The 21,194-nt window shown below is 71.7% G+C and carries 14 protein-coding genes and 1 other RNA gene; 6 read left to right on the top strand and 9 right to left on the bottom strand.

All coding sequences use genetic code 11. The features are described from left to right. Positions 1-5 precede the first annotated feature (5 nt). The 7 genes from J5V96_RS09085 to pta all read right to left on the bottom strand — a co-directional run bounded on the left by J5V96_RS09085 (position 6) and on the right by pta (position 11,686). Complete coding sequence (locus J5V96_RS09085; RefSeq protein ID WP_307793572.1) at positions 6-2,732, bottom strand: DNA polymerase III subunit gamma and tau; 2,727 nt, start codon at positions 2,730-2,732, stop codon at positions 6-8. Positions 2,733-2,787: 55 nt separating this feature from the next. Further along, positions 2,788-3,828 (bottom strand): DUF2207 family protein, encoded by a 1,041-nt coding sequence (locus tag J5V96_RS09080; protein WP_208502986.1) that lies wholly within the window; start codon positions 3,826-3,828, stop codon positions 2,788-2,790. Between the two features lie 179 nt (positions 3,829-4,007). After that, the gene (locus tag J5V96_RS09075; protein WP_208502984.1) at positions 4,008-4,835 is read right to left on the bottom strand and encodes a sulfurtransferase; all 828 of its coding nucleotides are present in this window, start codon (positions 4,833-4,835) and stop codon (positions 4,008-4,010) included. Next, complete coding sequence (locus tag J5V96_RS09070; RefSeq protein WP_208502982.1) at positions 4,828-7,386, bottom strand: glycoside hydrolase family 65 protein; 2,559 nt, start codon at positions 7,384-7,386, stop codon at positions 4,828-4,830. Before J5V96_RS09070 ends, J5V96_RS09075 begins: the two co-directional genes overlap by 8 nt. A 67-nt stretch (positions 7,387-7,453) precedes the next feature. Then, entirely contained in the window at positions 7,454-8,191 is a 738-nt protein-coding gene (locus J5V96_RS09065; RefSeq protein ID WP_307793571.1) for an HAD family hydrolase, read from the bottom strand. 100 nt (positions 8,192-8,291) lie between these two features. After that, positions 8,292-9,524: an acetate/propionate family kinase gene (locus J5V96_RS09060; protein ID WP_208502979.1), complete on the bottom strand. Its 1,233-nt coding sequence runs from the start codon at positions 9,522-9,524 to the stop codon at positions 8,292-8,294. A gap of 47 nt (positions 9,525-9,571) precedes the next feature. Continuing rightward, positions 9,572-11,686, bottom strand: a complete 2,115-nt coding sequence (gene pta, locus J5V96_RS09055) for a phosphate acetyltransferase (protein ID WP_208502977.1) — start codon at positions 11,684-11,686, stop codon at positions 9,572-9,574. A 124-nt stretch (positions 11,687-11,810) separates the two neighbouring features. Here pta and J5V96_RS09050 point away from each other — a divergent pair, with 124 nt between their 5' ends. Continuing rightward, positions 11,811-12,245: a MarR family winged helix-turn-helix transcriptional regulator gene (locus J5V96_RS09050; protein ID WP_208502974.1), complete on the top strand. Its 435-nt coding sequence runs from the start codon at positions 11,811-11,813 to the stop codon at positions 12,243-12,245. Then, complete coding sequence (locus J5V96_RS09045) at positions 12,242-13,480, top strand: MFS transporter (RefSeq protein WP_208502972.1); 1,239 nt, start codon at positions 12,242-12,244, stop codon at positions 13,478-13,480. The genes J5V96_RS09050 and J5V96_RS09045 overlap by 4 nt, the downstream gene beginning before the upstream one ends. Before the next feature lie 95 nt (positions 13,481-13,575). Here J5V96_RS09045 and ffs read toward each other — a convergent pair. Next, positions 13,576-13,672, bottom strand: an RNA gene (gene ffs, locus J5V96_RS09040) — signal recognition particle sRNA small type. Between the two features lie 29 nt (positions 13,673-13,701). Here ffs and J5V96_RS09035 point away from each other — a divergent pair. Genes J5V96_RS09035 through J5V96_RS09025 form a run of 3 tightly spaced genes read left to right on the top strand, consistent with a single transcriptional unit; the run spans position 13,702 to position 18,280 of the window. Further along, entirely contained in the window at positions 13,702-14,673 is a 972-nt protein-coding gene (locus J5V96_RS09035) for an AAA family ATPase (RefSeq protein WP_307793570.1), read from the top strand. Between the two features lie 42 nt (positions 14,674-14,715). Beyond that, complete coding sequence (locus J5V96_RS09030) at positions 14,716-16,011, top strand: DUF58 domain-containing protein (RefSeq protein WP_208502968.1); 1,296 nt, start codon at positions 14,716-14,718, stop codon at positions 16,009-16,011. Beyond that, on the top strand, positions 15,998-18,280 hold the full coding sequence (locus J5V96_RS09025) for a transglutaminase TgpA family protein (RefSeq protein WP_208502966.1): 2,283 nt from the start codon (positions 15,998-16,000) through the stop codon (positions 18,278-18,280). The genes J5V96_RS09030 and J5V96_RS09025 overlap by 14 nt, the downstream gene beginning before the upstream one ends. 5 nt (positions 18,281-18,285) lie before the next feature. Here J5V96_RS09025 and J5V96_RS09020 read toward each other — a convergent pair whose 3' ends face one another. Then, the gene (locus J5V96_RS09020) at positions 18,286-19,734 is read right to left on the bottom strand and encodes a helix-turn-helix domain-containing protein (protein ID WP_208502964.1); all 1,449 of its coding nucleotides are present in this window, start codon (positions 19,732-19,734) and stop codon (positions 18,286-18,288) included. Positions 19,735-19,884: 150 nt separating this feature from the next. Here J5V96_RS09020 and aceA point away from each other — a divergent pair, with 150 nt between their 5' ends. Then, positions 19,885-21,192: an isocitrate lyase gene (aceA, locus tag J5V96_RS09015; protein ID WP_372439937.1), complete on the top strand. Its 1,308-nt coding sequence runs from the start codon at positions 19,885-19,887 to the stop codon at positions 21,190-21,192. Positions 21,193-21,194: the final 2 nt, after the last annotated feature.

The raw sequence follows: 21,194 nt of genomic DNA, 5'->3' as shown, positions 1-21,194 counted from the left end.
GGCTCCTACTGGAAGCGGGTCGGGGGCTCGTAGGGCTCCTCGTGCAGGAACCGGGCCTCGAGGATCTGGCGCACGACGGCCTCGCCGTAGCGCTGGGCGCCGTCGGTCTGGATGACACGACGCGCGACGGTGACGGTCGGCGCGACGACGGCGGGTGCGGGTGCGGGCTCGGCCGGAGACTCGTCTTCGGCGTCGATCGGCACGTCGGTGGGCAGGATCGCTCCCTCGGGCGCGAGCACGCCGACGCGCTCGGCGGCGGGGACGGTCGCCTCTTCCGGGTCGTCGTCGACGGCCAGACCCGGCGTGGGGCCGGGGTTCGGGATCGCCGCCACGGCCCAGTCGCCGGCGGACGGCGGGGCGAGCACGGCGGTGGCCGCCGGGGCGGTGCGCAGCGGAGCCGATGCCGGGCTGCTCGAGGCGCTGGACGCCGGGCGCGCCGGGGACGTCGGGCTCTCGGGGCGAGCCCCCGCACGCGGCGCGCGGGGCGCGGCGGCGTAGGGATCGTCGTAGGGATACGGCCCGTCGTCGTACGGCTCCGGAGGGACGTCGTCGTACGGCGCCCGCGCGGCCGGCGCCGGGTCGGGGTCTGACGGCTCGGACGCCGCCGGCGCCTGACCGTTCTGCGGGCGGCCGCCGCTCTCACGCGGCGCCGCGGCGGGCACCAGGTTCGCGACGTACTTGACGTTGACGCCGAGCACAGCGCGGATGGCCGTGCGCAGATCTTCGCTCGCGCCGCCCTCGGGCGTGCGGGTCTTGAAAGTCTGCAGGTCGCGCTCGTTCGCGAAGCCCAGGCCGAGCACGTCACCCGGGCGCACACCCAGGATGCGGGCCTCGGCGGCCACGGCCCAGCTCTCGCGGCTGATCGTCTGCAGGCGTGCCAGCACCTCGTCCCACGCGGCGGTGATGCCCTCGTGGGTGAGCGGCCCCGACGGCGCTGGCTGGTCGACGGCAGGAGCAGGCGCCTCAGCGGGCTTCTCAGCAGCGGGAGCAGCGGGCTTCTCGGCGGGAGGCGGCGTCGGCGAGGCGCCCGGATCCTGCCGGGATCCCTCGGCGGCGGGGGCCGGGTGAGCGTCGGCTCGCTGGGGCTCGGGGATCAGCGGCTCGCTCGGAGCGGGCGAGGCGGTGGGAGCCGCCTTCGCGGGCGCGGTTCCCGGAGCGACGGTGGCCCATCCGGCCGCCGGCACGTCGTCAGCTGCTTGCGGTGCCTCAGTGCCAGCCTGCGTCATGGCGTCGGCGCCCTGTGCGGGATCCTTCCGGGCCGCGGCGGGAGAGGGGGCGGTGGCGGGCGCGGGCTCGCGCGGCGCGGATCCACCCGGATCGGGGATCGCCGAGGCGGCAGGAGCGGGATCGGGAACGCGCGAGGACGTTGCACCCGGATCCGGGATGGCCGACGCCGCAGGCACCCCGGGGTCCGGGATCGGCGCCGCAGGAGCGGGATCGGGAATGCGCGAGGACGCTGCACCCGGATCCGGGATCGGCGACGCCGCAGGAGCCGGATCGGGAATGCGCGGGGCGGAGGTCGGCGCGGCGGCCGGGCGCGACGCGGCAGGCGCAGCGGGCGCGGCAGAGGGCGTGACGGATGCGGGCGCGAGCGGCGCCGGGGCCGGCACGGGCACACCCGCGCCGGGGAGGAGCGCACCCGCGAGAACGCGCGCGATCATCAGCTCGAGCTGCAGTCGCGGCGACGTGGCCCCGGTCATGGCGTCGAGGGCGGCACTGACGATGTCGGCCGTCTTGGAGAGCTTCTCTCCCCCGAGCCGCCGCGCCTGAGCCGCCATCCGCTCGAGCTCGTCGGCGGGAATGCCGCGCAGCACCGCCGAGGCGCCCGCGCCGGTCGCGGCGATCACGATGAGGTCGCGCAGGCGCTCGAGCAGGTCGTCGACGAACCGGCGCGGATCCTGCCCTGTCTGCACCACACGATCCACCGCACCGAACGCGGCCGCGGCGTCGCCCTCGGCGAACGCGTCGACGACCGCGTCGAGCAGCTCGCCGTGCGTGTAGCCGAGCAGCGCGACGGCACGCTTGTAGCCGACGGAGCCCGCCTCGGATCCGGCGATCAGCTGATCCAGGATCGAGAGCGTGTCACGCGGTGAGCCGCCGCCGGCGCGCACCACGAGGGGCAGAACGCCGGCCTCCACCTGCACGCCCTCCTGGGCGCAGAGCGACTCGACATACTGGAGCATCGCGGCCGGCGGCACGAGGCGGAACGGGTAGTGGTGCGTGCGCGAGCGGATGGTGCCGATGACCTTGTCGGGCTCGGTCGTCGCGAAGATGAACTTGACGTGCGCCGGCGGCTCTTCGACGAGCTTGAGCAGGGCGTTGAAGCCCTGCGGCGTGACCATGTGCGCCTCGTCGAGGATGAAGATCTTGAAGCGGTCGCGGGCGGGCGCGAACACCGCGCGCTCGCGCAGATCGCGGGCATCGTCGACGCCGTTGTGGCTGGCCGCATCGATCTCGACGACGTCGAGCGATCCGCCGCCCGCGCGCGAGAGCTCGACGCACGAATCGCAGGTGCCGCAGGGGGTGTCGGTGGGGCCCTCGGCGCAGTTCAGGCAGCGGGCCAGGATGCGCGCCGACGTGGTCTTGCCGCAGCCACGGGGACCCGAGAACAGGTAGGCGTGACCGATGCGGTCACCGCGCAGCGCCGTCATCAGCGGGTCGGTGACCTGGGCCTGGCCGATCATCTCGCCGAAGTTCTCGGGCCGGTAGCGGCGGTACAGAGCGGTGGTCACCGGAACAGCCTACGGGAGGGGTCTGACAAAGGCTCTGGGGCCGGGAAGAGCCGGATCAGTCGAAGAGCGCCGCCACGAGCAGGGCCGCTCTGCCGAGCACCGAGACCGCCCCGGCGAGGCCGCTCGTGACCTCGACGACCGCACCGACGACTTCGACGACCTCTCCCACGGCAACCGTCGCCTCGACGACGTCGCCGACCGCGCCCACGCCCGATCCGATGTCGTCGGCGAGGCCATCGGCGCGCGCCTTCAGCTCGGCCGCCCACTCCTTCTCCATGCCGAACAGCACCGCGTACGGAAGCAGCTTCTCGTGCAGATGGAAGACACCGGCCGGCGTCAGCGCACCGCTCACCGACTGGAGCACTCGCATCCGATCCGCCTCGGCGAGGGCCATGTACTGGCGCAGGCCGTCGAGGTGCTCCCGCACCGGATCGGCCGCCGGCGTCAGCTTTCGCCAATACGCCGGGATGAACAGCAGCGCGGTCAGCGTGATGACGAGCGACAGGATCGAGAGGGAGATCAGGATCCATCCGGCACCGTCGGCGATGGTCGCGATCGTCAGGAGGAGCGTGATGATCAGGCCCGCGAGTCCGGCGACTGCCAGCAGAACGGAGGGCGCGACGCGCCTGCCCTTCGCCGCGAGGCCGGCGTCGGCGAGGGCGAGGTCGGCGCCATCGAGCACCTTCTTCAGCGCGGGACCCACCTGGCCGCGGTCGCGCCGGATCGCCTGCGGCTCGCCGGCGCGGATCTCACCGCCGCCGAGCACCGCCTGCAGCACCCCGCGCTCGTCATTCGTGAGCTCGGCATGCGGCGAGACGGTGAGGCTCGCGGCCGCACGGCGGCCGCCGGGCACCTCCTCGGCGTGGAGCGCGATCTGGCGGCGCACCGCGAGGTCGACCAGTACCGCGGCGAACACACGACGATCGGCCCGCAGCAGCAGTCCGTGCCAGAGCAGGCTGCCGGGAGGCGGTGAGTACTGAACGATGAGGCTGCGAGGCCCACCCGCGACGGCGCGGACGCGCGCCCAGCGCACGAGACCCGCGAAGACCAGCGCGGGAACAAGGCCCAGCGCGATCACGACGATCAGCTCCCCCATGCGCTCAGGGTAGCGGCGGGTGGTGTGGGGGTTCGGGTCGCGCATCGAGCCCAGCGGGTGCGGGCGTTTCGACTCCCTGCGCTCGCAGAGCTCGCTCCGGTCGCTCAACGAGCAAAGGGCCAAGGCCGGGCGGGGCGGAGGCCGGGCGGAGGCGGAGCGGAGGCCGGGCCCGGCCGGGGTCAGGGGGTCGCGCCGACGGCCACCGGGCGATCCGGGAGGTTGGACCACTGGCTCCACGAGCCGGGGTAGAGGGCGCCCGGGATGCCAGCCGCGGCGAGCGCGAGCAGCTCGTGCGCGGCGGTGACGCCCGAGCCGCAGTAGGCGGCGACGGGGCGCGAGCCGTCGACGCCCAGCGCGGCGAAGCGCTCGCGCAGCGCGTCGGCCGGAAGGAAGCGTCCGTCCGGCGCGAGGTTCTCGGTGGTCGGCGCCGACAGCGCGCCGGGGATGTGGCCCGCACGGGGGTCGACGGGCTCGGTCTCGCCGCGGTACCGCTCGCCGGCGCGCGCGTCGAGCAGCGTTCCCGCGGCCGGGAACTCCGCGGCCTCGTCGGGGGTCAGCACCGGCATGGATCCGTACGCGAGGGTCACGTCGCCGGGCTCGGGCACAACGGATCCGGTCTCGAGCGGACCCTCCCAGGCCGCCAGGCCGCCGTCGAGAACACGCACGTCGGAGACACCCGCGTGGCGCAGCAGCCACCAGGCCCGCGCCGCAGCGAGGCCGGACGACGCGTCGTAGACCACAACGGGCCGACGCGCGCTCACGCCCCAGGCGCGGGCCGACGCCTGCAGGGCGCCGACCTCGGGAAGCGGATGGCGTCCCTCGATCGCCGGACGCGACGGATCCGCCAGCTCGTGGTGCAGGTCGACGAAGACCGCCCCGGGGATGTGGCCCGCGAGGTAATCGGGGCGTCCCTGATCGGGAGCGGCGAGCGTCCATCGCACATCGAGCAGCGTCACCTCATCGAGCTTCTCGGCCAGCTCGGACGCCGAGATCAGCACGTCACCCATCAACGGCCGCCGCGTCGGGGATGATCGGGATCGAGGTGGTGACGGGAGGCAGTGTGGGCTCGACCTCCACCGGATAGGCCTGATCGAAGAGGCGGTCGTCGGGGCCGCGCACCTCGCCCGCGGGCTTGAGGGTGGGACGTCCGCGCACCACCGGTCCCTGGTCGGCGAGCGGCACCACGACCGGGTCGTCGACGCTCACGACGTACGCCTTGTCGCGCACCTCGAAGGGCACGGCGTCGCCGGATCCGCCCGGTCGCACCGTCACGCGCATCTCGCTTCGGCGCAGCACGATGTCGAGCACCTGACCCTTCCACTGCAGCGAGTAGGCGAGTTCGGGCCAGTCGACGGGCAGGCGCGGATCGAACGTGAGCTGGCCGTAGTGGTCGCGCATGCCGCCGAAGCCGCACACGAGCGCCGTCCACACGCCACCGGCCGACGCGACATGCACGCCGTCGGCCGCATTGTGGTGGAGGTCGCCGAGGTCGACGAACAGGGCCTCCTCGAAGTACTCGTGCGCGAGATCCTGATACCCGACCTCGGCCGCGAGGATCGACTGCACCACGGCCGACAGCGTCGAGTCGCCCGTGGTGAGCGGGTCGTAATAGTCGAAGTCGGCGCGCTTCTCCTCGGGTGTGAAGTGAGCGCCCTGCAGGAACAGGGCGAGCACCACATCCGCCTGCTTCAGCACCTGGAAGCGGTAGATCACCAGCGGATGGAAGTGCAGCAGCAGCGGTCGCTGCTCCCGCGGGGTGTGCTCGAGGTCCCAGACCTCGCGCTCGAGGAACAGCGAGTCCTGCGGGTGGATGCCGAAGTTCTCCGAGTAGGGGATGTGCATGGCGTCGCCTGCCCGCTCCCACTCCTCCGGCTCGGACGGATCCAGCTCGACCCGCTCGGCCAGCAGGCGGAACGCGGCGGGGTCGCGCTCGGCGATCTCGCGCACCGAACGGGCGGCCGCGCGCAGGTTGAACCGCGCCATGACGTTCGTGAAGAGGTTGTCGTTCACGACCGTCGTGTACTCGTCCGGGCCGGTGACGCCGTGGATGTGGAACGACTCGAGCCCCTCGTAGGAGCGCCAGAACCCCAGCGTGACCCACAGCCGGGCGGTCTCGACCAGCACGTCGACGCCCTCGCGCTTGAGGAAGTCGAAGTCGTCGGTCGCGCGCACGTACTTCGTGATCGCATACGAGATGTCGGCGTTGATGTGGTACTGCGCGGTGCCGGCGGCGTAGTAGGCCGAGGCCTCCTCGCCGTTGATCGTGCGCCACGGGAACAGCGCCCCCGCCTCATTGAGCTGAGCCGCGCGGCGGCGGGCCGCGGGCAGCATCATCGTGCGCATCCGCATGGCGTTGCGGGCCCAGAGCGGTGTTGTGTACGCCAGGAACGGCAGCACGTAGATCTCGGTGTCCCAGAAGTAGTGGCCGGAGTATCCGGATCCGCTCACGCCCTTCGCGGCGACCCCGAAGCCGTCCGCGCGCGCGGCCGCCTGCGCCAGCTGGAACAGGCACCAGCGGGTTGCCTGCTGCAGGCTCTCCTGCCCGGCGATCTTCACGTCGGAGCGCTGCCAGAAGGCGTCCATCCAGGCGCGCTGACGGCGGAACTCCTCGTCCACTCCGCGCGCGGCGGTGCGGTCGAGGGTGCGACGGCAGCGGTCGACGAGCTCGCGCGCCGGCATGCCGCGCGACGTGTGGTAGACGACGGTCTTGGTGATCGTGATCGGCGCCCCGGCCTTGGCCTGCACCCGGAACACGTGCTTCGCGATGTCCTGGTCGATCAGGTGCCGCTGGTCGTACTCGTTGTCGGTCTCGATGGTGTGGTCGGCCAGCACCGCCATGGTCATGCCGGAGTCGGTGACCCGGTACGACAGCGCCGAGCGCTTCCCGTCCTGCCAGTACTCCTGCGGCTGCAGCACACGCTCGGCGATCTTCTCGGCCTTGCGCGGATCGAACGTGGCGCCCGGCACCGAGATGGCGGACGCCGCGCGGCGCACGTGCGGCGGCATGCCGCCGTAGACGCTCTCGCCATCCTGCCGGTTCACGATCTGCGAGGAGATCGTGACCGGGGCGTCCCCGTCGAGCACCGTCACGGTCATCCGCATGATCGCGAGGTGACGCTCCTCGAACGAGACCATGCGCTCGTCCTCGATCAGCACCTCCTTGCCGCCCGGTGTGCGCCACAGAAGGCGGCGACGGTACACGCCGTCCTTCATGTCGAGCACACGCTCGTACTCCGTCATCTCGGCGACGTCGAGCGACAGGGGCTCGTCGTCGACGTAGACGCGCATCACCTTCGCGTCGGGCGCGTTGACGATGGTCTGGCCGACCTCGGCGAAGCCGTACGCCTGCTCGGCGTGGCGGATCGGCCAGGTCTCGTGGAACCCGTTGATGAAGGTGCCGTGCTCGTGCGCGTGCCGCCCCTCGGGGTGGTTTCCCCGCAGGCCGAGATAGCCGTTGCCGACCGCGAACAGGGTCTCGGTCACGCCCGCGTCATCGCCGGAGTACCGGTTCTCGATGAGCCGCCACGGGTCGACGGGGAAGCGTTCGCGATCGATCATGCGGGGATCCTTCGGGTTGTTGTTCGGATCGTCGTGGGATGTGTCGAGTATGAGTTCCGGATCCGGATCAATCGCTGTGAGCGTCGGCGAACTCGTCCAGATCCGAGACCACGACATGCGCGCCCGCGGCCTGCAGCGTGTCGGCTCCGGCGCCGCGGTTGACGCCGACCACGAGCGCGAACCTGCCGGCGGCGGCCGACTCGACGCCCGAGATGGCGTCCTCGATGGCCACGGTGCGGTCGGGAGTGACGCCGAGGCGCTGCGCGGCGACGAGGAACACGTCGGGCGCGGGCTTGGAGGGCAGGTGCTCCTCCTCGGCGACGACGCCGTCGACGATGACGCGGAAGCGATCGGTGACTCCGGCGGCGGCGAGCACGTCGCGTGCGTTCTTCGAGCTCGACACGATCGCTGCGGGCACACCCGCGGCGTCGAGCTGGTCGAGCACGCGCATCGTGCCGGGATACGCCGCGATGCCCTCGTCGCGCAGCACCTGGGAGAAGACGGCGTTCTTGCGATTGCCGATGCCGCACACGGTGTCGACCGACGGGTCGTCGGACGGATCGCCCCACGGCACCTCGACGTCACGGCTGCGCAGCAGCGAGGCGACGCCGTCGTAGCGCTTCTTGCCGTCGAGGTGGTCGAAGTAGTCGCTGGGGGTGTAACCGGGAGTGATGCCCCAGTCGGCGAAGAGCCGGTCGAACATCGCCTTCCACGCGTGCATGTGCACCTCGGCCGTCGGCGTCACCACGCCGTCGAGGTCGAAAAGCACGGCGTCATAGGCCGTGAGATCGGGCAGTTCTGGCACGGCGACCACCTCTCGCTGGGGAACACGGCCAGCGTATCCCCGTGGCTGTTTCGCGGACATGACGGCGGGCTCGCGCGGGACCCGGATGCGCGGCGCGCGCTCAGCGGCCGGCCGAGGCCGACAGGGCCTGACGGGCGATCTCGAGCTCCTCGTTCGTGGGAACCACAAGCACCGTCACACGCGACGCATCGGTCGAGATGACGCGAGGACCAGACGCTCGGGCGGCATTGCGCTCCGGGTCGATCTCGACGCCCGCGAAGCCCAGCGTCTCAAGAGCCCCCGCGCGGATCTCCGGCGAGTTCTCGCCGATCCCCGCCGTGAACGAGATGACGTCGACGCCGCCGAGCTGGGCCAGGTAGGCCCCGGCGTAGGCGCGGAGACGATGCAGGTAGACGTCGTAGGCGATCTGCGCATCGGCGTCGCCCGCCTCCACGGCCGCGGCGAGGTCGCGCATGTCGCTGACACCCGCCAGCCCGAGGACGCCGGACCTCTTGTTGAGCAGGGTGTCGAGGTCGTCGATCGACAGCGAGGCGCGGCGCGCGAGGTGCAGGAGAACCGCCGGGTCGAGGTCGCCGGAGCGGGTGCCCATCACGAGGCCCTCCAGCGGCGTGAGGCCCATCGAGGTCTCCACCGAGCGGCCGCCGTCGATCGCGGTCACCGACGCACCGTTGCCGAGGTGGAAGACGATCTGCTTCAGCTGGGTCGTGTCGCGGCCGAGGAACTCCGCCGCCTTCGCGCTGACATAGGCGTGACTCGTTCCGTGGAAGCCGTACCGGCGCACGCGATGCTTCGCCGCCAGCTCGCGATCGATGGCGTACGTGTACGCGGCGGGAGGCAGCGTCTGGTGGAAGGCCGTGTCGAACACCGCGACGTGCGGGATGCCGGCGAAAGCCGCGCGGGCCGCGCGGATGCCCTGCAGGGCACCGGGGTTGTGCAGCGGCGCGAGCACCGACAGCTCGTCGATGTTGATCTCGACCAGGTCGTTGATCACGGTGGCCTCGAAGAAGCGCGCCCCTCCGTGCACCACACGATGCCCGATCGCGACCGGCGGATGCTCCTCGAGAGAAGGTCCGTGATCGGCGAACGCCCGCAGCATCACCTCGAAGCCGACCGTGTGATCCGGGATCGGCTGGGTGAGCTCGTGCGTGGCTTCGAGCACGGTGGGCGCAGGCCTGCCCGGCTCGGCCCAGGTGCGCACCGTGTGCGACGCCTTGCCGGCATCCTGTCCGATCCGCTCGACGAGACCGCTCGCGAGCACCCGCTCGCTGGCCATGTCGAGCAGCTGGTACTTGAACGAGGAGGATCCGCTGTTGACCACGAGGACGATGCTCATGAGGTTCCTGTCTGCCGAGTGTGCGGGTTCCGATGCGCGCCGCTCGCTCAGCGGCCGCCCTCGCCCTGGGCCTGGATCGCGGTGATGGCGACCGTGTTGACGATGTCCGACACCAGGGCACCGCGGGACAGGTCGTTGATCGGCTTGTTCAGTCCCTGCAGCACGGGGCCGATCGCGAGCGCGCCGGCAGAGCGCTGCACGGCCTTGTAGGTGTTGTTTCCCGTGTTCAGGTCGGGGAACACGAACACCGTGGCGCGTCCCGCGACATCGGAGTCGGGGAGCTTGGCCTTGGCCACGGCGGCATCCGCGGCGGCGTCGTACTGGATCGGTCCTTCGAGCGGCAGCTCGGGGGCGCGCTCGTGCGCGAGCTGGGTCGCCGCGCGCACCTTGTCGACGTCGGCGCCCGATCCGCTCTCTCCGGTCGAGTACGACAGCATCGCCACGCGCGGCTCGACGCCGAACTGCGCGGCGGTGGCCGCCGACGAGATGGCGATGTCGGCCAGCTGCTCGCTCGTCGGATCGGGGATCACCGCGCAGTCGCCGTAGACGAGCACCCGATCGGCGAGCGCCATCAGGAAGACGCTCGAGACGACCGAGACGCCGGGCTTCGTCTTGATGATCTCGAAGGCAGGGCGGATGGTGTGCGCCGTCGTGTGCGCCGCCCCCGAGACCATGCCGTCGGCGAGGCCCAGGTGCACCATCATCGTGCCGAAGTACGACACATCGGTGACGGTGTCGGCCGCCTTCTCATAGGTGACGCCCTTGTGGGCCCGCAGCTTCGCGTACTCGGTTGCGAAACGGTCGACGAGCTCGGGGTCGAAGGGGCTGACGAGATCGGCACCCGAGAGGTCGAGGCCGAGCTCGCCCGCACGGGCGCGGATCGCGTCGGGGTCGCCCAGGATGGTGAGGTCGGCCACGCTGCGCTTGAGCAGGGAGGCCGCCGCCTTGAGCACGCGATCGTCGTCGCCCTCCGGCAGCACGATGCGGCGGCGGTTGGCGCGGGCGCGCTCGATGAGGCCGTACTCGAACATCAGCGGGGTGACCACCGTGGCCTTGGCGACGCCGAGCACACGCGTCAGCTCGTCGGTCTCGACGTGCTTCTCGAACAGCGCGAGCGCGGTGTCGTAGCGCGGGCCCTCGCCCGTGGCGCGACCGCGGGCGCTCATCACGCGCACGGCCGTCTCGTAGGTGCCGAGGTCGGTCGTGACGATCGGGAGGTTCGAGGCGACGCCGTCGATCAGACGCAGCACGTCGGGCGGCATCGGGAACGGGCCGTTCAGGACCACGCCCGCGAGCGAGGGGAACGTGCCCGACTGGTTCGCGAGGAGGGCGGCGATGAGCACCTCGGTGCGGTCGGCGGGGATCACGACCACGGCGCTCTCGGTGAGACGCGGCAGCACGTTCACCATCGACATGCCGGCGATCACCACACCCAGCGCCTCGCGGCCGAAGGCCGCGTCGTCTCCGCGCACGCGGGTGCCCCCGACCGCGCGGGTGATCTCGGCCATCGAGGGGGCCACGAGCATACGCTCCTCGGGCAGCGCCCAGACGGGATGCTCGGTGCCGATCACGTTGCGGACGGCCGAGACGACGTCGGCGAGGCGCTCCGGATCGGAGCGGTTGACCACGGTCGCGGCCAGCTCTGCCCGGCCCTTCGTCAGCTCGGGGATGGCGAGAGCCGTGAGCTGCTCGATCTCCTCGGGCGTGCGAGCGGGCGACGTGCCCAGCTGCTCGCCGTGGCCCTGCTGAGCGCGGCCGCCGAGCACCAGCAGCACCGGGGCGCCGAGGTTGGCGGCGATGCGCGCGTTGTAGGCGAGCTCGGCGGGGCTGCCCACGTCGGTGTAGTCGGAGCCCAGGATGACCACGGCGTCGGACTTCGACTCGATGGCCTTGAAGCGCGAGACGATCGTGCCCAGCGCGCCCTCCGGGTCGGCGCGCACCTCGTCGTAGTCGACGCCGATGCAGTCGTCGTAGTCGTGCTCGACGCCGTCGTGCGCGAGCAGCGCGTCGAGCACCCAGTCGCGCTCGTCCTTCGAGCGGGTGACTGCGCGGAAGACGCCCACACGCGGGGTGGCGCGGCTGAGGGCGTCGATGACGCCGAGAGCGATGGTGGACTTGCCCGAATGCCCCTCGGCGGAGGTGATGTAGATGCTCCTGGCCACGGGGTCAGCCTATGGGCGAGCACCGACACTGCGGCAGGGGCCTCTCGACATCGAATGAAGCCTCGTCTCTCGCATCCGGATCGCCGACGGATCCGATTGCATACCTGAGTTATATAATCGAGGTATGGAGAAGATCGAAGCCGTCGTCGACGTGATGACCGCCGGTCACCGCCTCGGCCTCGTCGTGGCCCGCGAGACGGGATCGACGACCCCGGCCGCCCAGTGGCGCGCCTTGTCGGTGCTCGTGAACCACGGCCCCCTCCGCCTCGGCGCCCTGGCCGACGCGTGCCGCGTCACCCAGCCCGGCATCACCCGCCTCGTGCGCGGCATGACGGCGGCGGGACTCGTCGAGAAGGATCCGGACCCCTCCGACGCCCGGGCCGTCGTGATCCGCATCACCGACGCCGGACGCGCCGCGCGCATCGCCTGGATCGAGACCGTGCGCGAGGTGCTCGCGCCGCGCTTCGCGGATCTCACCGACGACGAGTGGTCGGCCGTCTTCACCACCGCCGCGCTCCTCGCCGAGCGCACCTCGGACATCTCGATCGGAGCAGAATGAGCCACTCCCCCGCAGGCATCCTGAAGCAGCCGCTGTCGGTCTGGGCGATCGCGTTCGCGTGCGTCGTCTCGTTCATGGGCATCGGGCTGGTCGATCCGATCCTCCCCGCCATCGCCCACGAGCTCGAGGCGACCCCCACCGAGACGTCGCTGCTGTTCACCACGTACCTGCTCATCACGGGCGCGGCGATGTTCTTCACGTCGTGGCTCTCGAGCCGGATCGGCGCCAAGCGCACGCTGCTGATCGGGCTCGCCGTGATCGTCGTCTTCGCGGCCCTCGCCGGCATGGCCGGCAGCGTCTTCGGCGTGATCGGGTTCCGCGCGGGCTGGGGACTGGGCAACGCGCTGTTCATCTCGACCGCGCTCGCCACCATCATCGGCGCCTCGACGGGCGGCACCGCGGGCGCCATCATCCTGTACGAGGCGGCTCTCGGTGTGGGTCTGGCCGTCGGGCCGCTCGTGGGCGGCCTGCTCGGCTCGGTGTCGTGGCGCACGCCGTTCTTCGGCACCGCCGTGCTGATGGCCGTGGGCTTCACGGCGATCACGGCGCTGCTGCGCCTGCCGAAGACGACGCCGGAGCCCACACGCCTCTCCGCCCCGTTCCGGGCGCTGGGCAACAAGTCGCTGCTGACCATGGCCGTCGCCGCGCTGTTCTACAACATGGGCTTCTTCGTGCTGCTGGCCTGGACGCCGTTCGCGCTGGTGCCGCTCGGCATGGACGATGCGATGACGCTCGGCTGGATCTTCTTCGGATGGGGCCTCGCGGTCGCCGTGACGTCGGTGTTCGTCGCTCCCCTGCTGACCGCCCGGATGCGCCGCACCACCGTGCTGCTCGTGGTGCTGCCGCTGCTGGCCGTGGTCGAGCTGCTGATGGCACTGCTCGCCGCGAACGGCACGGCGCTGATCGTGCTCGTCGTCGCCGGAGGTCTGCTGCTCGGCGTGATGAACACCGTGCTCACCGAGGTGTCGATGGATGCGACGACGCTGCCCCGCTCGGTGGCCTCGAGCACATACTCGGGCGTGCGCTTCCTCGGCGGCGCCATCGCCCCGCCCCTCGCATCGTGGCTCGGCGACACGGTGTTCGCGTCGACCTCCGCGCCCTTCGTGCTGGGCGTGGTCGTGCTGCTGATCTCGGCCGCGATCATCCTGCTCGGCCGCCGTCACCTGCTGCGCGCCGACGGGATCGAGGAGACCGAGGTGCAGACGGCGGAGGCGATCGGCGTCGGCGCCGAATAGGCGGCGGGCAGACGCAGGACGGCCGGTTCCCCACGGGGGACCGGCCGTTTCGTGTGCGGATGCGCCGGTGCGCGGGACTCCGCACCATCCGGGCATAAAAAGACTCTCCGCGTACCCGACAGAGCCTGGTTACCCTTGCTACGTTTCCGTCCTGGGGGAGTTGGCCTGGATGTCGCCACGCGGAGAGCTTCCACCAGTTTAGACGACGAATGGAGCGCCCTGTGCCCGACCCCCTTCCCCCGGAGCGCTTCCGCGCCGCGACGGACGCGATCATCCGGTCCGTCTCGAGCGTGATCGACGGCAAGCCGCAGGCCGTTCGCATGGCCCTCGTCGCCCTGCTCGCCGAAGGTCATCTGCTCATCGAGGACGTGCCCGGCGTGGGCAAGACGGTTCTGGCGCGCGCCCTCGCCGCGTCGGTGCATGCCCGGGTGCGGCGCATCCAGTTCACCCCGGATCTGCTGCCCAGCGACGTCACGGGCGTGTCGATCTTCCATCCGGGCTCCCAGGCGTTCGCCTTCACGCCGGGCGCGGTCTTCGCGAACATCGTCATCGCCGACGAGATCAACCGCTCCTCGCCCAAGACCCAGTCGGCGCTCCTCGAGGCGATGGAGGAGCGCCAGGTGACCGTCGACGGCACGTCGTATCCGCTTCCGGATCCGTTCCTCGTCGTCGCGACGCAGAATCCGCTCGAGATGGAGGGCACCTATCCGCTGCCCGAGGCGCAGCGCGACCGCTTTATGCTGCGCATCTCGATGGGGTACCCGGATGCCGCAGCCGAGGCGCTGATGCTGCGTCAGCGCGACACCGCCAACCCTCTCGCGGCCCTGCAGCCGGTGGTATCGGTCGAGGACGTGTCGCGCCTCATCGCCTTCGCGCGCGGTGTGCACGTCGCCCCGACCATCGAGGAGTACGCGGTCGCGCTCGCGCAGGCGACGCGCTCGCACCCCGACCTGCTGCTCGGCGCCTCCCCCCGCTCGACGCTGCAGCTCGTGCGCGCCGCGAAGGTGTGGGCCGCGCTCGACGGCCGTGGATTCGTCATCCCCGACGACGTCACCGACCTGCTGGAGCCCGTGTTCGCGCACCGGCTCATCCCCTCGCGCACGGCCGCGGGCGCGAGCCGCGCGAGCGATCCGGTGCCGCAGATCCTGGAGCGGATCGCGGCGTCGGTGCGCGTGCCGCTCGCGGTGCGCTGACCCCTCGGCAATGTCGGCGCCGAGACGTACGCTGAGCCCACGATGTCCCGCTCCCCGGCTCCCTCATCCCCGCCTCAGGGGCTGAGCGGCGCGCCGTTGACGGGCCGCGGCCTGGCCGCACTGGCCCTGGGCGCGGGCCTGGTGATCGCCGGCAGCGTGATGGGGCGGATCGAGCTGACGATGTTCGGCCTCGCGCTGCTCGCACTCGTGATCGGCGGGTGGCTCAGCCTGCGGCTGGCCGGTCGCGTCGTCGACGTCGACCGGGCGCTGGCGACGGATGTGGCGAGCGTCGGCGGCCTCTCGCACGTGGAGGCGAGACTCCAGCTGTCGGCCCGGCCCGTGCCGGGCGGCACCTGGCGCGACGCGCTTCCCGACTCGCTCCGGGCCGTGCGCACCGAGAGCTCCTCCGGCGCGACGGGAGAGCTGCCGCCCGGCGGGCGCGGAACGCTGCACGTGTCTTATGCGGTTGTGGGCATACGGCGCGGCCGGCATGCCGTCGGGCCCCTGCAGACGGCGGCGATCGACCCCTTCGGCCTCGCCCGCCGGCGCATGACCATCGGCCACCGCACGCCCGTGACCATCGTGCCCGCCGTGGTCGCGCTGCCATCCCTGCCCGGATCGCCGGGCGCGGTCGGCAGCTCGCAGCTCACCACGGGACGCCACGGGCAGGGTGCCGACAACCTCATCCCGCGCCCCTACGCGCCCGGCGACTCGATGCGGCGCATCCACTGGCGCGCATCCGCGCACCACGGATCGCTGATGGTGCGGGAGGAGGAGCGCGAGACCACGCCGCACGCGCTCGTCGTCTTCGACCGCGGCGCGGCCCGCTGGGGCGGGACGGCCGCGCACGGGGGCGACCCCGGCTTCGAGGCCGCCGTGACCCTGGTGGTGTCCGCCGCCTGGAGCCTCGCCCGAGACGGATATTCCGTGAACGTGATGGACAGCGACGGCGCCCCGATCGGCATCGTCGACTCACACGAGGACATGTCGGATCTGCTGGTCGCCTTCGCGTCGGTCTCGCCGCGCGGCGAGAACACCCTCGACCGCCTCGCCTCCAGCGGCATCGTGCGCTCGGCGGCGCCGGTGATCCTGATCTGCGGTCACCTCACGGTCGATGATGTCGCGGGCTTCGGCAGCATCGCCGCCCAGTCCTCCCGGGCGGTGCTGCTCAGCGCCCATCCCGAGCCCGGAGCCCTCGAGCGCGCTGAGCGCTCGGGGTGGCGCACCGCGCGGCTGACCCCCGACGTGGAGCGCTCGTGGGGCATCGCCACCCAGCAGACGGGCGTCGCCGGGGCCGCGAGCACGGAAGGACCGGAGGACGTCCGTGTCGGTGACTGAGGCCCCGCTGCAGGAGCTGCTCTCGAGCGCTCCCGTCCCACCGCGGGCGCCGGAGCCGCGTCGACCGGGCGGCGATCTCGCCCTGACGATCGGCATCGGGGTCGCGACGATCGCCGCGGTCTTCCCGATCAGCCGCCTGCTGGAGCCCACCTGGCTGCCCGCCGCCGTGCTCGTCACCGGTCTCGTCCTGGCGCTGGGGTGGGTTCTGCGGCGTGCGGGTCTTCCGGGTTGGGCGGCTGCGCTCGGCGAGCTGATCCTCTGGATCCTGTGTGCGACCGTCGCGCTCGGCGACCGGCACGCGCTGCTGGGCGTCGTGCCGACCTTCGACGTGCTGCGCGGCCTGCCGGGGGTCTTCGCGCGGGTGGGCGATGAGATCCTCAACGGCGTCGCCCCCATGCAGCCCAGCCACGAGCTGTGGTGGGTGATCGTGGCGGCCACCGGCATGCTGGGGCTGCTCGTCGGCTGGGTCGTGCGCGGCACGCACCTGCCCCTGCTGGCCGCGCTGCTGCTCATCATCGTGTTCGTCATCCCCCAGCTGGCCGTGCCGGGAGATCCGGATCTGGTCGGCGCGGTCTTCCTGATCGCGACGATCCTGTGGATCGTGCGCACGGAGATGCGCGTGCGCAGACCCGCGATGGAGGCGGGGCCCGTGGCGGCCACCTGGTCGGTGGTGCTCGGCGTCGGCTCGGTCGTGGTGGCCCTCATCGCCGCGCCGCTCGTGCCGCTGGCGGATGCGATCGGCGGCGGAGTCGGCCGCACCACGTCGATCAACGCCACCCTCGACCTCGGGCAGGATCTGCGCCGGCCCGAGGACGTCGAGGTGCTGCGCGTGCGCACCACCGCCCCCTCCGCGCCGTACCTGCGGGTCGCCACGCTCTCGCGCTTCGACGGCGAGGAATGGGCGCCCGATGCCGCCGGGCGCGGATCCCTCGAGTTCGGCGAGATCGTCAGCGACGCCGAAACCGAGAAGCGCACCACGACGATCGACATCACCCGCCTGACCAGCTCCTATCTGCCGGTCACCTATCCCGCCACCGAGGTGCAGGGCGCGGTCGGCATCTGGAGTGCGAACCCCTTCAATCGCACGGTGTTCTCGTCGTCCGAAGGCACGGGCTCGCTCGGGCAGCGCTACGTCGTCACGTCGGAAGAGCTGCAGCCCACGCGCGAGCAGGCTCGGTCCGTGATGCCCCGCGTCGACGAGTCGCCGCTGTTCTCGTTCGACACCTCGCAGACCACCGAATTCGACCTCGACACCATGCAGCTGCCCGGTGCGCCGAACGATGCCATCGCCCAGGCGGCGAGAGAGGCGGTCGGCAGCGCCGCCAACGCCTACGACGCGCTCATCGCGATGCAGTCGTGGTTCCGCACGAGCGGCGGGTTCCGCTATTCGCTCGACGCCCCGGTCGAAGAGGGATTCGACGGGTCGGGGATGGACGCGATCGACCGGTTCCTGGAGGTGAGAGCCGGATACTGCGTGCACTTCGCGTCGGCCTTCGCGGTGATGGCCCGCTCGATCGGCATCCCGTCGAGAGTCGTCGTCGGCTACCTCCCCGGCGAGAGCACCGGAGACCGCGTCGACGATCAGGTCGTGTACTCGGTGCTCGGCTCGCAGCTGCACGCGTGGCCGGAGGCGTACATCCAGGGCATCGGATGGATCGCCTTCGATCCCACCGCCACACTCGGCACGCCGACCTCGCTGCGTTCCGGCGAGACCGGCGGACCCGATCCGTCCGCGACACCGGGGGCGTCTGCGGCACCGACTCCGGCACCGACCCGCACGATCGACCAGGATCGCGGCGATCTCGACAACCCCACGTCGGCGGCACGCGCGTTCGACCCGACCGTGCTGATCCGCACGCTCCTGATCGCGCTCGGAGTGTTCGTGCTGCTGCTGGTGCCGGCGGTCATCCGCGTCGTGCGCTGGCGCACGCGACACTCGGCCGCTCATCGCGGCGATGCCGGCGCGGCGTGGCGGGAGCTGCAGGATCTGGTGATCGACGCCGGCTTCTCGGTCGACGAGAGCGACTCGCCTCGGGTCTTCGCCGCCCGCCTCACGCGCGAGCACGGTGTGCCCGCGGCGACCCTCGCGCCGCTGGTGGAGGGCATCGAGCGCGCGAGCTTCGCGCCGCCGACGGCGCAGGCGGGCCCCGATCTCGCGCGGGCGCTGGCCGGCGCCCGCCGTGTGCTGCTCCCCGCGGGCCGCGAGCGCCTTCGAGCCGCGGTCATGCCGCGCTCCCTGCTCGTCCGCCCTCGCGTGGTGGAGCGCTAGCCGACTCAGCCGAGCGGCGCGTTGCGGTCGAGGAACTCGTAGACCTCGGTGGTGTCGACGCCCGGGAACGAGCCCGTCGGGAGAGTGGCGAGCAGCGTGCGCGGGGTGGCGGCGTGGGGCCACGCCCGATCCCGCCACGCCTCGGCGAGCTCGGCGGGCGGACGCCGGCAGCACGGCTCATCGGCGTGACGGGAGACGCCGCGGTGCGGCGTGTCGCGGCCTGCGAACCACTTCGTGTCGTCGAAGCGCACACCCACGCTCACGGAGTGGGCGCCCTGGGCCGAGTGCTCCACCCGCGCCGTGCACCAGTACGTGCCGTTGCCCGTATCGGTGTACTGGAAGTACGGGTTGAACCGGTCGTCGCGCTCGAAGACCACACGGCTCGTCCAGCGCCGGCAGCAGAGCTGGCCCTCGATGGATCCGAGCGAATCGGTGGGGAAGTTCACACCGTCGTTCTCATACGCCTTCGTGATGGTGCCCGACTCGTGCACCTTCAGGAAGTGGACGGGGATGCCCAGGTGCCGCGTCGCCAGATTGGTGAAGCGGTGCGCGGCGGTCTCGTATGACACGGCGTAGGTGTCGCGCAGATCCTCGATCGAGATCGCGCGGCGCTTCTTCGCGTCGAGCAGCACACGCACCACATCGGCCTCGGGCATCAGCAGCGCGCCAGCGAGGTAGTTCTGCTCCACCCGCTGGCGCAGGAACTCCGCATAGTCGGTGGGCTCCGCGTGACCCAGGATCCGCGCGGTCAGGGCCTGCAGCACCGCGGTGCGCAGGTCGCCCTGGCGGCGCGATGACAGATACAGACGGCCGTGGCGCAGGTCGAGCACCGCGCGCGTCGTCTGGGGCAGATCACTCGCATGATGGATCGTGAACCCCAGGTGCGAGGCGATATCCGCGGTCACGCGCTGCGTGAGCGCGCCGCCCGTGTGCCCCACCGCGCGCAGCACCTCGGCCGCCGCCGTCTCGAGCTCCGGGAAGTGGTTGTCCTGCCGACGCATGAGGTGGCGCAGCTCGACGTTCGCCCGACGAGCCTGTTCGGGGGTGGCGGCGCGCTCGTCGTGCAGCCGATCGACCTCGCCCGCCAGGCGCAGGATCGCGCGCAGCGCGTCATCCGGAACACCGCGCGGGATGCGGAAGGGCGTCACTCCGATGGCCTTCATGCGCGCGCCGCGCAGGGCGCGCTCGACCCCGATCTCGAGTTCGGCCCTCTCGTCGAGCGGCGCGTCGCCCATCAGAGCGTCGAGCGTGGTGCCCAGGGCCTGGGCGATGAGTCGCAGCATCGAGAGCTTGGGCTCGCGCCGCCCGTTCTCGATCATCGAGAGCTGACTGGGCGCGCGGCCGACCGCCGCGGCGAGCGCATCGAGGGTCATCCCGCGCTCGGTGCGTACCTGCCGGATGCGGCGTCCGAGGGCGAGCACGTCGGCGTGATCCAGATCTTCTTCGAGCTGCATGGGTCCAGATCCTGCCACAGACATCCGAAACACGGAAGATCAGCCGATCTTCTCTCGATGGATCTCGTGACGACCCGCCCATCGGCGCGCATCGTGGATTCCACGCCACCGTCCCGCGAAGTCGAGGGACCCGAACCGAGGAGCACGATGATGAGCACCGCGCAGCCCGCCGCCCGCCCCGGCGACCAGACCCAGACCGCCGACGACCTCCGCCTCGAGTGGAGCGCCGACCCGCGCTGGTCGGGCATCCGTCGCGACTACGACGCCGAGGACGTCGTCCGCCTGCGCGGCAGCGTCCGCGAGGAGGCGACGCTCGCCCGCCGCGGCGCCGAGCGGCTCTGGGACGAGCTCAACCAGCACGACACGTTCATCCGCGCGCTCGGTGCACTCACCGGCAACCAGGCCGTGCAGCAGGTGCGTGCCGGCCTCAAGGCCATCTACCTGTCGGGGTGGCAGGTCGCCGCCGACGCGAACCTCTCGGGCCAGACCTACCCGGATCAGTCGCTTTATCCCGCGAACTCCGTGCCGGCGGTCGTGCGTCGCATCAACAATGCGCTCCTGCGTCAGGACCAGCTCGAGAGCGCGGAGGGCAGCCGCACCCGCGACTGGCTGGCCCCGATCGTCGCGGACGCGGAGGCCGGCTTCGGCGGCCCCCTCAATGCGTACGAGCTCGCGCACTCGATGATCCAGGCGGGTGCGGCCGGTATCCACTGGGAAGATCAGCTCGCCAGCGAGAAGAAGTGCGGGCACCTCGGCGGCAAGGTGCTGGTGCCCACGCAGCAGCACATCCGCACCCTCAACGCCGCGCGGCTCGCGGCCGACGTCGCGGGCGTGCCGACGATCCAGATCGCCCGCACCGACGCCCTCGCGGCCGATCTCCTCACGAGCGACGTCGACGAGCGCGACCGCCCCTTCCTCACCGGCGAGCGCACCAGCGAGGGGTTCTACCGGGTGCGCAACGGCATCGATCCGGTCATCTCGCGCGGCCTGGCGTACGCGCCGTACGCCGACCTGCTCTGGGTCGAGACCGGCACGCCCGACATCGAGCTGGCGCGCGAGTTCGCCGCGGCGGTTCATGCCGAGTTCCCGGGCAAGATGCTCGCCTACAACTGCTCGCCGAGCTTCAACTGGCACCGCTCGCTGACGGATGCGCAGATCGCGTCGTTCCAGGACGAGCTGGCCGCGCTCGGCTACCGGTTCCAGTTCATCACCCTCGCCGGCTTCCACGCCCTGAACCACTCGATGTACCAGCTCGCCCGCGGCTACGCGGAGACGGGCATGACCGCCTACGTCGAGCTGCAGGACGCCGAGTTCGCCGCCGAGGCGGACGGCTACACCGCCACCAAGCACCAGCGGGAGGTGGGCACGGGCTACTTCGACCACGTGTCCACGGCGCTCAACCCCACCAGCGCCACCCTCGCTCTCGCCGGCTCCACCGAGGCCGCGCAGTTCCACTGAGC

This window comes from Microbacterium stercoris (assembly GCF_017592545.1).
In the GTDB taxonomy this organism is placed as follows: Bacteria; Actinomycetota; Actinomycetes; order Actinomycetales; family Microbacteriaceae; genus Microbacterium; species Microbacterium stercoris.
Note: the sequence above shows the minus strand (reverse complement) of the source record. Positions and strands in the feature narration are given on the sequence as shown.